This is a genomic window from Citrobacter sp. RHB20-C16 (genome assembly GCF_013890155.1).
In the GTDB taxonomy this organism is placed as follows: Bacteria; Pseudomonadota; Gammaproteobacteria; order Enterobacterales; family Enterobacteriaceae; genus Citrobacter_A; species Citrobacter_A amalonaticus.
The window spans coordinates 2,575,908-2,591,077 of record NZ_CP057630.1; the positions used below are offsets into that span (position 1 = coordinate 2,575,908).

A 15,170-nucleotide genomic window follows, 5' to 3' on the forward strand; every position below is an offset into this window, starting at 1 on the left:
GCCCTCTATTCTGCAATCTGGCCCGGATAATGTGAAAGTCAACGGCCGTAGGAAGTGAGTAAATCGTTCGGGTGAAATGCAGACTGTTACACAGGAACATATTGATATTAATCGATGTTGACGCCATATCAGTCGTATCCTGACGAACAGCGGGCTGTTTGCGTCACCGAAACAGAGGTGTGGAGCAGCACTGTCACCTGCTGAAATCTGCAATCGATACACTGAACGAACAATCTATTGATGCTCTAGAATTATTCATTATAGGTATCACTTTCAATAATATTTTATGTTTTGTAAAATAATTTGAATTCGATAATTGTGATTCGATATCACTGGAGAAAGACTTATGAAACTCGCCGTCTACAGTACAAAACAGTACGACAAAAAGTACCTGCAGCAGGTTAACGAAGCCTTTGGTTTTGAACTTGAATTCTTTGATTTTCTGTTGACGGAGAAAACGGCTAAAACCGCTCATGGCTGCGAGGCGGTTTGTATTTTCGTGAACGATGATGGCAGTCGCCCGGTGCTCGAAGAACTTAAAAATCATGGCGTTAAATACATTGCTTTGCGTTGCGCGGGGTTCAATAACGTCGATCTGGATGCGGCAAAAGAGTTAGGTCTGCAGGTCGTTCGTGTCCCGGCCTATTCTCCGGAAGCCGTCGCGGAACATGCGGTTGGCATGATGATGACGCTGAACCGCCGTATTCACCGCGCTTATCAGCGTACCCGTGATGCCAACTTCTCACTGGAAGGATTAACCGGCTTCACGATGCACGGAAAAACGGCGGGGGTGATTGGTACCGGGAAGATCGGCATCGCGGCCCTGCGTATTCTGAAAGGCTTTGGAATGCGTCTGCTGGCGTTTGATCCGTACCCCAGCGCAGCTGCGCTCGAACTCGGCGTGGAGTATGTTGATTTGCCGACGCTGTTCGCCGAATCCGATGTGATTTCACTGCACTGCCCGTTAACGTCGGAAAACTATCACCTGCTGAACCATGCCGCGTTTGATCAGATGAAAAATGGCGTGATGGTCATCAACACCAGTCGTGGCGCCCTGATCGATTCTCAGGCGGCGATTGAAGCGCTGAAAAATCAGAAAATAGGTTCACTGGGGATGGACGTTTACGAAAACGAGCGCGATCTGTTCTTCGAAGATAAGTCGAACGACGTTATCCAGGATGATGTTTTCCGTCGCCTGTCGGCCTGTCATAACGTCCTGTTTACCGGGCATCAGGCTTTCCTCACCGCTGAAGCGTTGACCAGTATTTCTGAGACTACGCTGCAAAATTTACAACAGTTAGCGAACGGAGAAACCTGCCCTAACGCCCTGTTCTGATCCGCCGCCTTCCTGTTCGCAGGAGGGCATTTCAGAATTTCCCCAAAGCCACTGGCGATGAGATCGGTATGCTGTCGGTGGCGATTACGTTTAAATGCAGAGAGTTAACATGAAGAAGGTCATAGCGCTGGTTGCGCTGAGCCTGCTGGTTGCAGGTTGTGTAAGCAACGGAAAAGTATCGGTCAGCCGTGAGCAATTACAGCATCACCGCTTTGTGCTGGAGAGCGTAGACGGTAAACCGGTCAATGCAACGGGTCATCCGCTTGAACTGAGTTTTGGCGAAAAGATGATGATTTCGGGCAATATCTGTAATCGCTTCAACGGTCAGGCATCACTTTCTGACGGTGCATTGAAAGTAAAAGAGATGGCGATGACCCGAATGATGTGCGCCGATCCCCAGCTCAACGAGCTGGACAATACCCTCAGCACCATGCTGAAACAGGGCGCACAAGTAGACCTGACCGCCAACCAGCTCACCCTGGCCACAGCGGAACATACGTTAAGCTATAAGCTTGCCGATTTAATGTAGTAATGGGTGCTTAATAGCTACCACAGCTTCCCGCGGCGAGGGATTGTTCACTGCAACGTTTGCCGTTGGGAAGCGCGCACATACCAATTGCCGATCCGTCTAACTGACGGGCAACGGAAAGTGAACCGCCTATCATGGCGCAATTTGCCTCACCGGAACTGGTCATCGATGCTTTTAAACCCGGTGCGACATGCGCTGCTGTCGCCTGCTGAACAGGTTCATTGTCACTGCTGCAAGCCGACAACAATAACGCGGCACATCCTACCCAAAACGCTGCGCGCATTTGACTCCCCTCATATTCTGTAAGCGTAAACAAGCCGCACTAATAATAGGCATCCGAATCCGTCGCGTCGAGAGTCAAAACGCGCAATTATGCGGCCTCGCCGCATTTTATTGCGCTTTTTCCCCTGGATTGGGATCCCATAGGCCTGTTCTGTCGTTATGCGCTCACCCGGCGAGCGGTCAAATAGTGCGCCTGCCAGTACTGATTCGACAAATGTGACATTGTCACGCCTTGCGAGCTGGAGGCATGTATAAAGGAGTCATTGCCGATATAAACGCCAACGTGATGCACGTTCGGCTCCGTCTTAAAAAACACCAGATCGCCGACTTTTAGCTCACGCTGACTGACTCTCTGCCCCATGCGACTTTGCTCCTGCGCGGTACGCGGCAAGCGTCTATGGATAACCGAGGCAATAATTCTGCGCGTGAACGCCGAACAATCAATACCATTGCGACTGTCACCTCCCCAGCGGTAATCGGTTCCTCTCCACTGCGCAAATTCACTCATAATGCGATGCTTAAGCTGCGCTTTCTTATTCTGAACAGGCGCTTGTGAAAAGTGCCCTTCAGAATAAGAGAGTGGCGAAAAGGTATTGGCTCCCCAGTTTTTGGTCTGAATTTTCACAAAGGCAAATGACGACGATGAGGCGGAAATAAGTAAAGTAAGTAATAAAATTCGTAACATAACCTAATCAAAACAATTAAATACCTGAACACATCCATACTTTTGGCGCACGAAAAAAGTTATCAATAATGATAAATAAAAGAGTTATTTTTGTTTTAACGTCTATTCACGATAACAAGAGTATCGACCTTCAATAACGCAAAGGTTTACAGGCCCTTCCCGTCCTGAATTGCGCTCAGTATAGGCGCGGGCGGCCTGACACCGAACTTAAAAAGTCTTATTAAGAAATTCACATCATGACGATAATGGCGAGGATAATAAATTCATTAAGGAAATCCTTAAAGAAAATCTCACTCCACTTTTGGACAATATGTTTTTAATATCGCCTGCCTCGCAGGCAATAACCAACTCATAACAAAAAAGCACAATTAAATATACAACCCGGTGTTACCTACCGGGCAATAAAATTGTCATTGTTTTTGCGAGCTTTGTGTCAATTTGTGCACTCGAAAGTGGCACAACTTCTAGGGAATACAGGAAAGTCCTATACTAGAGAAATAACTATCAGGACGCTAAGTGGTTTCCTGCGTCCCTCTTTTTTGCGCAATGTAAGGGTGTCATATGATTACTATTGACGGTAATGGTGCAGTCGCTTCGGTGGCGTTTCGTACCAGTGAAGTTATCGCCATCTACCCCATTACGCCCAGTTCAACGATGGCTGAACAGGCTGACGCCTGGGCAGGCAACGGGCTGAAAAACATCTGGGGAGATACGCCGCGCGTCGTCGAAATGCAGTCGGAAGGCGGTGCAATAGCGACCGTTCACGGTGCGCTGCAAACCGGCGCGCTTGCCACCTCCTTTACCTCTTCACAGGGGTTACTGCTGATGATCCCCACGCTGTACAAACTGGCGGGACAATTAACCCCCTTTGTACTGCATGTCGCCGCCCGTACCGTGGCAACCCACGCGTTGTCGATTTTTGGCGATCATTCAGACGTCATGGCGGTCCGCCAGACCGGCTGCGCCATGCTGTGCGCCGCAAGCGTACAGGAGGCGCAGGACTTCGCGCTGATCTCGCAAATCGCGACCCTGAAAAGCCGGGTTCCCTTTATTCACTTCTTTGATGGTTTCCGCACTTCGCATGAAATCAACAAAATCATCCCGCTGGCAGATGACACGATTCGCGGCCTGATGCCGCAGGCTGAAATTGATGCACATCGCGCCCGGGCGCTCAACCCAGAGCACCCGGTGATCCGCGGCACCTCAGCGAATCCCGATACGTATTTCCAGTCCCGCGAGGCGACCAACCCGTGGTATGACGCGGTATACGATCATGTCGAACAGGCGATGAATGATTTCGCTGCCGCAACCGGTCGTCAGTATCAGCCGTTCGAATATTATGGTCATCCGCAGGCCGAACGGGTCATCATTCTGATGGGTTCTGCTATCGGCACCAGCGAAGAAGTGGTTGACGAACTGCTGACGCGCGGCGAGAAAGTCGGGGTGCTGAAAGTCCGCCTGTTCCGCCCCTTCTCAGCTAAACATCTGCTGCGGGCCTTGCCTGAATCCGTCCGCGCGGTTGCCGTGCTCGATCGCACCAAAGAACCGGGTGCCCAGGCCGAACCCCTGTATCTCGATGTGATGACCGCGCTGGCGGAAGCATTCAACGGCAGTGAGCGTGAAACGTTGCCGCGCATGATTGGCGGCCGTTATGGTCTCTCTTCAAAAGAGTTTGGCCCGGACTGCGTGCTCGCGGTCTTTAATGAACTGTGCCAGGCAAAACCCAAACCGCGCTTCACCGTTGGTATCTACGATGATGTCACCAACCTGTCGTTGCCACTGCCTGATAACACCTTGCCGACGACGGCGAAGCTGGAAGCACTATTTTACGGTCTCGGCAGTGACGGCAGCGTTTCGGCGACCAAGAACAACATCAAGATCATCGGTAATTCAACGCCGTGGTATGCCCAGGGCTACTTCGTGTATGACTCCAAAAAGGCAGGCGGTCTGACGGTGTCTCACCTGCGCGTGAGTGAACAGCCGATCCGCTCTGCTTACCTGATCTCACAGGCCGATTTTGTCGGCTGTCACCAGCTGCAGTTTATCGATAAATACCAGATGGCTGAACGACTGAAGCCTGGTGGTATTTTCCTGCTGAATACGCCGTATCCCGCAGATGAGGTCTGGTCACGCTTGCCACAGGAAGTGCAGGCGGTACTGAACCAGAAGAAAGCGCGTTTCTACGTCATTAATGCGGCGAAAATCGCCCGTGAATGTGGCCTGGCGGCGCGGATTAACACCGTCATGCAGATGGCGTTTTTTCATCTGACTCAAATTCTGCCGGGCGATAGCGCGCTGGCTGAACTTCAGGGGGCAATCGCTAAAAGTTACAGCAGCAAAGGTCAGGACCTGGTGGAACGCAACTGGCAGGCACTGGCGCTGGCGCGCGAGTCTGTTGCTGAGGTGCCGCTGCAGACGGTTGATCCGCACAGCGCCCACCGTCCTCCGGTGGTGTCTGACGCCGCGCCTGATTTTGTGAAGATGGTGACCGCGGCAATGCTCGCGGGGCTCGGCGATGCCCTTCCCGTCTCTGCGCTGCCGCCCGACGGCACCTGGCCTATGGGTACCACCCGCTGGGAGAAACGCAACATCGCCGAAGCGATCCCCATCTGGAAAGAGGAGCTTTGCACTCAGTGTAACCACTGCGTTGCGGCCTGCCCGCACTCGGCTATTCGTGCCAAAGTGGTTTCGCCGGAAGCAATGGAGAATGCTCCCGCCAGCCTGCATTCGCTGGATGTGAAATCACGCGATATGCGCGGACAGAAATACGTTCTGCAGGTCGCGCCGGAAGACTGCACCGGCTGTAATCTGTGTGTGGAAGTGTGCCCGGCGAAAGACCGTCAGAATCCGGAAATCAAGGCCATCAATATGATGTCGCGCCTTGAGCACGTCGAAGAAGAGAAAGTGAATTATGACTTTTTCCTCAGTCTGCCGGAAATTGACCGCAATAAACTCGAACGTATCGATATTCGTACCTCTCAGTTGATTACGCCACTGTTTGAATATTCCGGTGCCTGTTCCGGCTGTGGCGAAACGCCGTATATCAAGTTACTGACCCAACTCTATGGCGACAGAATGCTGATTGCCAACGCCACGGGGTGTTCGTCAATTTACGGTGGGAACCTGCCTTCCACACCGTACACAACCGATGCCAATGGGCGCGGTCCCGCATGGGCAAACTCGCTGTTTGAGGATAACGCAGAGTTCGGTCTGGGCTTTCGTCTGACGGTCGATCAGCATCGCTTACGCGTGCTGCGTCTGCTCGAACAGTTTGCCGACCAGATCCCGGCTGAACTGAACGACGCATTACATACCGATGCGACCCCTGACGTGCGTCGTGAGCAAGTTGCCGCGCTGCGTCAGCATCTGAAGGATGTCGATGGCGCACGTGAACTGCTCACCGACGCCGATGCGCTGGTTGAAAAATCCATCTGGCTGATCGGCGGCGATGGCTGGGCCTACGATATTGGCTTCGGCGGGCTGGATCATGTAATGAGCCTGACTGAAAACGTCAATATTCTGGTGCTGGATACGCAGTGCTACTCCAACACGGGCGGTCAGGCCTCGAAAGCCACACCGCTTGGCGCGGTAACGAAATTTGGTGAGCACGGCAAACGGAAGGCGCGTAAAGATCTGGGCGTCAGCATGATGATGTACGGTCATGTCTATGTCGCACAGATTTCGCTCGGGGCGCAACTCAACCAGACCGTGAAGGCGATTCAGGAAGCGGAAGCGTATCCTGGTCCGTCGCTGATCATCGCCTACAGCCCGTGTGAAGAACACGGCTATGACCTCGCACTGAGTCACGATCAGATGCGTCAGTTGACGGCGACCGGCTTCTGGCCACTCTACCGCTTTGACCCACGTCGTGCGGATGAAGGCAAATTGCCGCTGGCGCTGGACTCTCGCCCGCCGTCAGATGCGCTGGCAGAGACATTACTCAACGAGCAGCGTTTCCGTCGCCTGAATGCGCAGCAACCGGAAGTGGCAGAGCAGTTATGGAAGGACGCCGCGGCCGATCTGCAAAAACGCTATGACTTCCTGGCGCAACTGGCCGGTAAAGCGGAGAAGACCAGTACTGACTGATCGGAGGGTTCACGTCGGCCAAAAAAAAAGCCCGAACATCTGTTCGGGCTTGTCAATTTCTTTGTCGGCAAATCAGTACGCGTTGCATTGGACCAACAAAAAAGCAGTATGTGACAATAAAGGCATATAACGAACGAAGAATATCGCACTGGATTTATTTTGTATAATTTTTATTTTATATGCTTTATGCAATTATATTCACACCAATTATTGTCATTTCGATGGAATTATTTATTTAAGGTTTCACTTAAGACGTAACAATTGATACTTATCTCTTTACGGAACTTCTCCTTTAGCATGTTATTACTCCCCAACAGAGGGAGTGAAAGCTAAATATAAAACTAAAGGATTACTGCGATGAAAAGAAAAGTACTGGCCCTTGTCATCCCTGCCCTGTTAGCAGCAGGCGCAGCACATGCTGCTGAAGTTTATAATAAAGACGGCAACAAATTAGATCTTTATGGCAAAGTTGATGGTCTGCATTATTTCTCTGATAATGCCAACAGTGATGGCGATCAAACTTATGTTCGTATGGGCTTTAAAGGTGAAACACAAATTAATGATCAACTGACCGGTTACGGTCAGTGGGAATATCAGGTTAACGCCAACACCACCGAAGGCGACCACGGCAACAGCTTCACGCGTCTTGCTTTTGCTGGCCTGAAATTTGGTGAATACGGTTCATTCGACTACGGTCGTAACTACGGCGTGATGTATGACGTGGAAGGCTGGACCGATATGCTGCCTGAATTCGGCGGCGACTCCTACACCTATTCCGATAACTTTATGGTAGGTCGCACCAACGGTGTTGCCACTTACCGTAACACGGACTTCTTCGGTCTGGTTAACGGTCTGAACTTCGCACTGCAGTATCAGGGTGCCAACGAAGATCAAATCACCAATGAGCAGGAAGGTACTGGCAACGGCGGCGATCGTACTGTCCAGAACTCCAACGGCGACGGTTTCGGTATCTCGTCGACCTATGACTTCGGAATGGGCGTTAGCTTCGGTGCAGCCTACACCACCTCCGACCGTACCAACGAGCAAGTCAATGCGGGTGGCCGCGTCGCGGGTGGCGATAAGGCAGATGCCTGGACAGCGGGTCTGAAATATGACGCTAACAACATTTATCTGGCTACCATGTACTCTGAAACCCGTAACATGACCCCGTACGGTGATGACGGCGTAGCAAACAAAACCCAGAACTTTGAAGTGACGGCGCAATACCAGTTCGACTTCGGTCTGCGTCCGGCGGTGTCCTTCCTGATGTCAAAAGGTAAAGATCTGACCGGTCAGGGCAATGACGACAGCAAAGATCTGGTGAAATACGCGGATGTTGGCGCGACTTACTACTTCAACAAAAACATGTCCACCTACGTTGATTATAAAATCAACCTGCTGGATAACGACGACAACTTCTATTCTCGTAACAATATTAATACCGATGACGTCGTCGCACTCGGTATGGTCTATCAGTTCTAAGCCCTTCTGCCCGCTGGTATCGGCGGGCTTCTGCCCTTTCCCTCACCGTCATAACCCATTCGTTTTGCCTATAACAAAATGCGATATCACGAAGACTAAAATCCCCGTGGGTTAAATGATATATTCATGGTATGACCTGCCGTTGAGGATGCCGCCATGAACCATCAGCCTGTAAAATCATCACGAATTGCCTCCGTCGGCTATGACGAGAAATCCTCAACGCTGGAAATCCGTTTCTACCAGACCGGTGTTCTGCAATATCGCGGAGTTCCTGCGCATATATACCGAAATTTTCTTTCTGTGGTCTCAAAAGGCCGATTTTATGACGGGGTTATTAAGGGAAAGTACCCGGAAATCAAAAGCAAATAATGTTGAATTGTGATCTTTGTCATTGTACTGAATCGGTGATAAGACGTTACACTTTATAGGGATACTCAAACAGGAGGTTTAATGAACAGAACAATTCTTGTACCTATCGATATTTCAGACTCAGAATTAACTCAACGTGTGATTAATCATGTCGAAGCCGAGGCGAAAATTGACGATGCTCAGGTTCATTTCCTGACCGTCATTCCGTCTCTGCCTTACTATTCTGCACTGGGCCTGGCCTACTCTGCGGAGTTGCCTGCCATGGACGATCTGAAAGCCGAAGCGAAATCTCAACTGGAAGAGATTATCAAGAAGTTCACTATCCCGTCGGACAGAGTGCAGATCCATGTCGTTGAAGGCTCGCCAAAAGATAAGATTCTGGAAATGGCGAAAACACTGCCTGCGGATATGGTGATTATCGCATCCCACCGTCCGGACATTACCACCTATCTGTTAGGGTCGAACGCCGCTGCCGTGGTACGCCATGCAGAGTGTTCCGTTCTGGTCGTACGCTAGCATTTTCAGCCCGCACATCGCTGCGGGCTTTTCGTTGTGCCATAACCGGTGTTGCTGATCAATCCACGCCTCAGACGGTGGTCTTTTCTTGCGTCAGACCAGGCACCAGAATCACTTTTCGACACGCCTCTTCACGCTTTTCAAATATTTCGTAACCCCGCGCGGCCTCTTCGAGTGGCATATGGTGAGTCACGATTTCTTCCGGTGTCAGTAGCCCCTGTTCAATGAGACTAAGCAGATCCGGCAGATAAGCATGCACGTGGGTCTGACCCATTTTGAAGGTCAGTCCTTTGTCAAAGGCATCACCAAACATGAATCCATGAATAAAACCGGCATACACGCCAGGGAGCTGACGATCCCACCACGGCGCACAGCGGCGATACATTGCCGGAGCGCTTTACCGCTGCTGCCTTCAATTTTCAACGTGCTCAGCACGGTTTCTGTCAGACTGCCCTTCGCCTCAAAACCGACAGCATCAATCACCGCATCCACACCGCGATGTCCGGGCGTGTTATCAATGATCCATTCTGCCGGATCGTCGTTTTTATCAAAATTAATCGGGATCGCGCCGTAACGCTGATGCGCAAACTCGAGCCGGTAGTCGTTATGATCAATGACAAAAATATGCTCCGCACCGTTCAGCCGGGCACAGGCGGCGCAGAGTAAACCCACCGGGCCCGCGCCAAAGATAGCCACGCTTGAACCCTGCCTGATGTCGGCATTCTTCACCGCTTGCCACGCTGTTGGCAAAATATCTGACAGAAAAAGCACCTTTTCATCCGGCAATGTATCCGGCACTTTGAAGGGGCCGGCATTCGCCTTCGGGACGCGGACAAATTCTGCCTGCCCGCCAGGGATCCCGCCGTAGAGATCGCTGTAGCCAAACAGCGCGGCGGGCGGCGTGATGTTTTTACGGTTCAGGGCTGCACCTTTACCGCTGTTGGTATTTTCGCAGGCGGCATATTGATGCAGATGACAGAAAAAGCACTCACCACAGGCGATGACAAAAGGTATCACCACCCGATCGCCTTTACTGACTGCCGTCACCTCCGGACCGGTCTCCACCACTTCGCCCATAAACTCATGACCAAAAATATCGCCATGATGCGTACCAGGGATTTTGCCGCGGTAAAGATGCAAATCCGATCCGCAAATGGCGGTGGCGGTCACGTGAAGAATAATATCGTCCGGCGCCTCAAGGCCCGGATCGGGCACAGAATCAACGCTAACGTGATGCGGGCCATGATAAGTGAGTGCTTTCATTCACATTTCTCCTGTCGTCATTGGCTGGCAAACCGTGCGTTATAAGGTCCCGGTGCCACCGTCTGAACACCAGACCTGACCGGACGTGTAGCTGTTCTCTGGTGCCGCCAGCGTGACATACAGCGGTGCGATTTCCGCCGGTTGACCGGGTCGACCAAGCGGGGACTGCGCGCCAAATCTCTCGATTTTTTCCTGTGGCTGACCTCCGCAGCACTGCAACACCGTCCAGTAGGGACCCGGCGCGACGGCGTTAACCCGAATCCCCTTCGGCGCCAGTTGTTTCGCCAGCGATTTGGTGAAGACGGCGATCGCCGCTTTGGTCTGCGCATAATCCAACAGGATATCGCTCGGTTCGTACGCCTGGACCGAGGTGGTGTTAATGATCACACTGCCCGATGAGAGATGACGAAGTGCAGCCTTCGTAATCCAGAATGTCGCGTAAACATTGGTCTTGAACGTGACATCAAACGCTTCGGTAGTGAGATCGTCAATTGACTCACAGAATTGCTGGCGCCCCGCGTTATTCACCAGGATATCCAGCCCGCCTAACGCATCTACCGCCTGGTTAACCAGCGTCTGGCAGAAGGTTTCATCGCGGATATCACCCGGAATCGCGGCCACGTTCCTGCCTGCTTTTTTAATCAGTTCAACCACTTCACGGGCATCTTCTTCTTCATCAGGTAAATAATTAATTGCCACATCGGCACCTTCCCGCGCATAAGCAATCGCCACCGCGCGACCAATACCGGAATCGCCCCCGGTGATTAAGACTTTCTTGCCGTTAAGCCTGCCGCTCCCTTGATAGCTCTCTTCGCCATGATCGGGACGGGGCTGCATTTTACTGGCAAGTCCTGGAAAAGGTTGTTTTTGGTGCGGAAATGGCGGAGCCGGAAAATGCTCAGAATGCGTTTTATTGGTGATCTGCTTTTGATTATTCTGGTCAGCCATGCGTTTACCTCTCGTTATTTTTCCTACGGACTTTTAAGCGTAGAACAAAATTGGCGAGAAGGTTCTCAAAGCCGTCTGAGTGATTAATTTTCGGTCATTCAAACGCCGCCTCTTAATGAATACTGTTTTATTCTGAAGACTATTTTTTTAATCGCCCTGCGCTCAGACAGTTACATACCAACATTTACAAAACCCCCATAAAATAAGCGAGGCGGGTGTTTTCGATAATATATTGAAAAGTAACCCGTCAATTTTTTCTGATTTTTTGTGGAAATTTGACTCCTCGCGGATAGCCGCTAACTTTAAGCCCTGAACAACGACGGATACAAATTACATTTTTGTATCTGACTGACATAACCGATATACAAGAGGTGAGATATGGCAGAGCATCGTGGTGGTTCCGGTAATTTCGCAGAAGACCGTGATAAAGCATCTGAAGCGGGTAAAAAAGGCGGTCAGCACAGCGGCGGGAACTTCAAAAACGATCCGCAGCGTGCATCCGAAGCAGGGAAAAAAGGCGGTCAGAACAGCCATAGTGGCGGACGTAAGTCTGATAACTCCTGATTGTAAGACTGCTTTAGCCTTTAATAAATAAAGTGTCCTGCGGGTCTGTCTGTAGACTCGCAGTTATTTTTTCTGAACCGGGAGAGGATGTTATGAATATGAAAACGCTCGAGGATGTTTTCATCCATTTACTTTCAGACACCTATAGCGCGGAAAAACAATTAACCCGTGGTCTGGCGAAACTGGCCCGCGCGGCCTCTGACGAAAAACTCAGCGCCGCGTTTAATGCGCACCTGGAAGAAACTCAAGGGCAAATTTCGCGTATAGACCAGATAATCGAACAGGAACCGAAGATTAAGATTAAACGCATGAAATGCGTAGCGATGGAAGGCTTAATTGAAGAAGCCAATGAGGTCATCGAAAGTACAGAAAAAAATGAAGTTCGCGATGCTGCATTAATTGCGGCCGCCCAAAAAGTTGAGCACTATGAAATTGCCAGTTACGGCACGCTGGCAACCCTCGCCGAACAGTTGGGCTATCCCGCCGCGGTAAAACTTCTGGCGCAAACGCTTGAAGAAGAAAAAGAAACCGATTTGAAATTAACTGACCTGGCGGTCGGTAATATCAATAAAAGTGCGGAGAAACGATAACCGCGCCCGAGGTTATTGGTTGGTAAGAAAAAACAGTTTTGTTGCGCTCTGCTTATGGCAGCGCTTTGTCATGGGGTAGCATACCGTGCCTGAACTTGATGCTTTTCATCTGGCCCGTTTTCAGTTCGCCTTCACTGTCTCTTTTCACATTCTTTTCCCGGCGATTACCATCGGGCTGGCCAGCTATCTGGTGGTACTGGAAGGAATGTGGCTGCGCACGCACAACAACCTCTGGCGTTCGCTTTACAACTTCTGGCTAAAAATCTTTGCCGTCAATTTTGGCATGGGCGTCGTTTCCGGTCTGGTGATGGCCTACCAGTTCGGCACAAACTGGAGCGGCTTTTCCCAGTTTGCCGGCAGTATTACCGGCCCACTGCTGCTTTACGAAGTGCTCACCGCCTTCTTCCTGGAGGCGGGTTTTCTGGGCGTGATGCTGTTTGGCTGGAACAGAGTTTCTCCAGCGCTGCATTTTTTCACCACCTGCATGGTGGCACTGGGAACGCTGATGTCCACTTTCTGGATCCTCGCGTCAAACAGCTGGATGCAGACGCCGCAAGGTTTCAGCATTGAAAACGGTCATGTGATCCCGCAGGACTGGATGGCGATCATTTTCAACCCCTCCTTTCCGTATCGTCTGTTCCATATGTCGATCGCCGCCTTCCTGAGTAGCGCGATGTTTGTGGGAGCGTCTGCCGCCTGGCATTTACTTCGCGGCAACGACACGCCGGCCATCCGCAAAATGTTTTCCATGGCGATGTGGATGGCGTTAATCGTCGCGCCGATTCAGGCGGTGGTCGGCGATATGCACGGTCTCAATACCCTTGAGCATCAGCCGGTAAAAATTGCCGCTATCGAAGGCCACTGGGAAAACGCGCCCGGCGAGGCTACACCGCTCTTGCTGTTTGGGATGCCGGACATGGAAGAGGAGCGCACAAAATACGGTCTGGAGATCCCGGCGCTGGGTAGTTTAATCCTGACCCACAGTCTGGATAAACAGGTTCCTGCGCTGAAGGATTATCCCAAAGAAGATCGCCCTAACTCCCCTGTTGTCTTCTGGTCGTTTCGTATCATGGTAGGCATAGGTTTACTCATGATTGCGCTGGGTCTCTGTAGCGTCTGGCTGCGCTGGCGCCAGCGCCTGTATCAGTCTCGCCCGTTCCTGTGGTTTGCGCTGGGAATGGGCCCTGCCGGACTACTGGCGCTGTTGGCGGGTTGGGTCACGACGGAAGCAGGACGTCAACCGTGGGTGATCTACGGATTCTTACGCACCCGCGATGCGGTGTCATTACACAGCACGATGCAAATGGTCATCAGCTTGCTGGTCTTTATCATCGTCTACTGTGCTGTTTTTGGCGTGGGTTATTACTACATTTTCAGGCTCATTCGCAAAGGTCCGCAACCTGTCAGTGAACTGACGTCACAAACGGATGGCACCCCGGCTCGCCCCCTCTCGGCGGCAGAACCGGTGACGGATGAAGAGGAGAAGGCGTAATGGGTATCGATATCACCGTAATGTGGTTTGTCATCATTATCTTTGCCACGCTGATGTACATCGTGATGGATGGTTTCGATCTGGGCATTGGGATGTTGTTCAGCGTGGTTCACGACGCTGGTGAGCGTGACGTGATGGTAAACAGCGTGGCACCCGTCTGGGACGGCAATGAGACCTGGCTGGTGCTCGGCGGCGCGGGCCTCTTTGGCGCGTTCCCGCTGGCCTATGCGGTGATCACCGACGCACTGGCAATTCCGTTGACAATGATGCTCATCGGTCTGATTTTTCGTGGCGTGGCCTTTGAGTTTCGTTTTAAGGCGACCCCTTCCCACCGACCATTCTGGGATTACGCCTTTGCCGGCGGTTCGCTGCTCGCGACATTCAGCCAGGGCATTGTGGTGGGCGCGGTGATTAACGGCTTCGAGGTGACAGAACGCCGTTTTGCGGGTTCAGCACTGGACTGGCTCACCCCCTTCAACCTCTTTTGCGGCGTCGGCCTGATCGTCGCCTATCTGCTGCTCGGCACCAGTTGGCTGATTATGAAAAGCGAGGGTTCGCTGCAAGCGCGAATGCGCGTTCTGACCCGTAAAGTCCTCCTCGCCCTGTTGGGGGTTATCGCGGTGGTGAGCGTCTGGACGCCGCTCGGCTGGCCCGCTATCGCCGAACGGTGGTTTACCCTGCCCAATTTCTTCTGGTTTGTCCCGGTGCCCATTCTTGTGCTGGTATTGAGCCTGTGGATTTGGCGACTGAGCGCAGAGATGAACAGCCATGCGCGACCCTTTATTCTGACGCTGGGTTTGATTTTCCTCGGCTTCAGCGGGCTGGGCATCAGCTTATGGCCGCATATTATCCCACCGCATATCACGCTGTGGGAGGCGGCAGCACCGCCTGCCAGCCAACGGTTTATGCTGGTGGGAACCCTGCTGATTATCCCGGTCATTTTGATGTACACCGCCTGGAGCTACTTTGTCTTCCGCGGCAAGGTTTCCGGGGGTGAAGGCTATCATTGAGCGTCAGATCGCAGAGCG

The 15,170-nt window shown here is 51.8% G+C and carries 13 protein-coding genes and 1 pseudogene; 10 read left to right on the plus strand and 4 right to left on the minus strand.

All coding sequences use genetic code 11. From position 1 onward, the window contains the following. The first annotated feature begins 346 nt into the window (after nt 1–346). Nucleotides 347–1,336, plus strand: coding sequence for a 2-hydroxyacid dehydrogenase (locus HVX64_RS12330; RefSeq protein WP_156595208.1), 990 nt, complete (start codon nt 347–349; stop codon nt 1,334–1,336). Between the two features lie 109 nt (nt 1,337–1,445). Beyond that, nucleotides 1,446–1,865 carry a heat shock protein HslJ gene (gene hslJ / locus HVX64_RS12335; protein WP_181825017.1) on the plus strand — a complete coding sequence of 140 codons (420 nt, stop codon included), beginning with the start codon at nt 1,446–1,448 and terminating at the stop codon, nt 1,863–1,865. 10 nt (nt 1,866–1,875) lie between these two features. Here the strand turns inward: hslJ and HVX64_RS12340 are convergent, their stop codons facing one another. Together HVX64_RS12340 and HVX64_RS12345 are read right to left on the minus strand one after the other, a co-directional pair. Next, nucleotides 1,876–2,148, minus strand: coding sequence for a DUF333 domain-containing protein (locus HVX64_RS12340; protein WP_043000605.1), 273 nt, complete (start codon nt 2,146–2,148; stop codon nt 1,876–1,878). A gap of 156 nt (nt 2,149–2,304) precedes the next feature. Further along, complete coding sequence (locus tag HVX64_RS12345) at nt 2,305–2,655, minus strand: NlpC/P60 family protein (RefSeq protein WP_225738872.1); 351 nt, start codon at nt 2,653–2,655, stop codon at nt 2,305–2,307. A 738-nt stretch (nt 2,656–3,393) separates the two neighbouring features. Between HVX64_RS12345 and nifJ the strand changes: the two genes are divergently transcribed. The 4 genes from nifJ to uspF all read left to right on the plus strand — a co-directional run bounded on the left by nifJ (nt 3,394) and on the right by uspF (nt 9,285). Then, nucleotides 3,394–6,918 carry a pyruvate:ferredoxin (flavodoxin) oxidoreductase gene (gene nifJ, locus HVX64_RS12350; RefSeq protein WP_044257794.1) on the plus strand — a complete coding sequence of 1,175 codons (3,525 nt, stop codon included), beginning with the start codon at nt 3,394–3,396 and terminating at the stop codon, nt 6,916–6,918. Between the two features lie 357 nt (nt 6,919–7,275). Then, nucleotides 7,276–8,400 (plus strand): porin OmpC, encoded by a 1,125-nt coding sequence (gene ompC / locus HVX64_RS12355; RefSeq protein ID WP_043000602.1) that lies wholly within the window; start codon nt 7,276–7,278, stop codon nt 8,398–8,400. 156 nt (nt 8,401–8,556) lie between these two features. Then, nucleotides 8,557–8,769, plus strand: a complete 213-nt coding sequence (locus HVX64_RS12360; protein ID WP_043000601.1) for a KTSC domain-containing protein — start codon at nt 8,557–8,559, stop codon at nt 8,767–8,769. A gap of 81 nt (nt 8,770–8,850) precedes the next feature. Then, nucleotides 8,851–9,285 (plus strand): universal stress protein UspF, encoded by a 435-nt coding sequence (gene uspF, locus HVX64_RS12365; RefSeq protein WP_043000600.1) that lies wholly within the window; start codon nt 8,851–8,853, stop codon nt 9,283–9,285. A 70-nt stretch (nt 9,286–9,355) separates the two neighbouring features. On the opposite strand, the pseudogene HVX64_RS12370 reads toward uspF, so the two are convergent. Next, nucleotides 9,356–10,548: pseudogene (locus tag HVX64_RS12370) on the minus strand (zinc-dependent alcohol dehydrogenase). A 39-nt stretch (nt 10,549–10,587) separates the two neighbouring features. Then, nucleotides 10,588–11,496 carry an SDR family oxidoreductase gene (locus HVX64_RS12375; protein WP_181825018.1) on the minus strand — a complete coding sequence of 303 codons (909 nt, stop codon included), beginning with the start codon at nt 11,494–11,496 and terminating at the stop codon, nt 10,588–10,590. 378 nt (nt 11,497–11,874) lie between these two features. Between HVX64_RS12375 and HVX64_RS12380 the strand changes: the two genes are divergently transcribed. The 4 genes from HVX64_RS12380 to cydB all read left to right on the plus strand — a co-directional run bounded on the left by HVX64_RS12380 (nt 11,875) and on the right by cydB (nt 15,152). Continuing rightward, nucleotides 11,875–12,060 (plus strand): general stress protein, encoded by a 186-nt coding sequence (locus HVX64_RS12380; RefSeq protein ID WP_043000597.1) that lies wholly within the window; start codon nt 11,875–11,877, stop codon nt 12,058–12,060. A 92-nt stretch (nt 12,061–12,152) separates the two neighbouring features. After that, nucleotides 12,153–12,650, plus strand: a complete 498-nt coding sequence (locus HVX64_RS12385) for a ferritin-like domain-containing protein (protein WP_044257790.1) — start codon at nt 12,153–12,155, stop codon at nt 12,648–12,650. Between the two features lie 85 nt (nt 12,651–12,735). Beyond that, nucleotides 12,736–14,142, plus strand: a complete 1,407-nt coding sequence (locus HVX64_RS12390) for a cytochrome ubiquinol oxidase subunit I (protein WP_044257789.1) — start codon at nt 12,736–12,738, stop codon at nt 14,140–14,142. After that, nucleotides 14,142–15,152 carry a cytochrome d ubiquinol oxidase subunit II gene (gene cydB / locus HVX64_RS12395; protein ID WP_044257787.1) on the plus strand — a complete coding sequence of 337 codons (1,011 nt, stop codon included), beginning with the start codon at nt 14,142–14,144 and terminating at the stop codon, nt 15,150–15,152. The genes HVX64_RS12390 and cydB overlap by 1 nt, the downstream gene beginning before the upstream one ends. Nucleotides 15,153–15,170 lie beyond the last annotated feature (18 nt).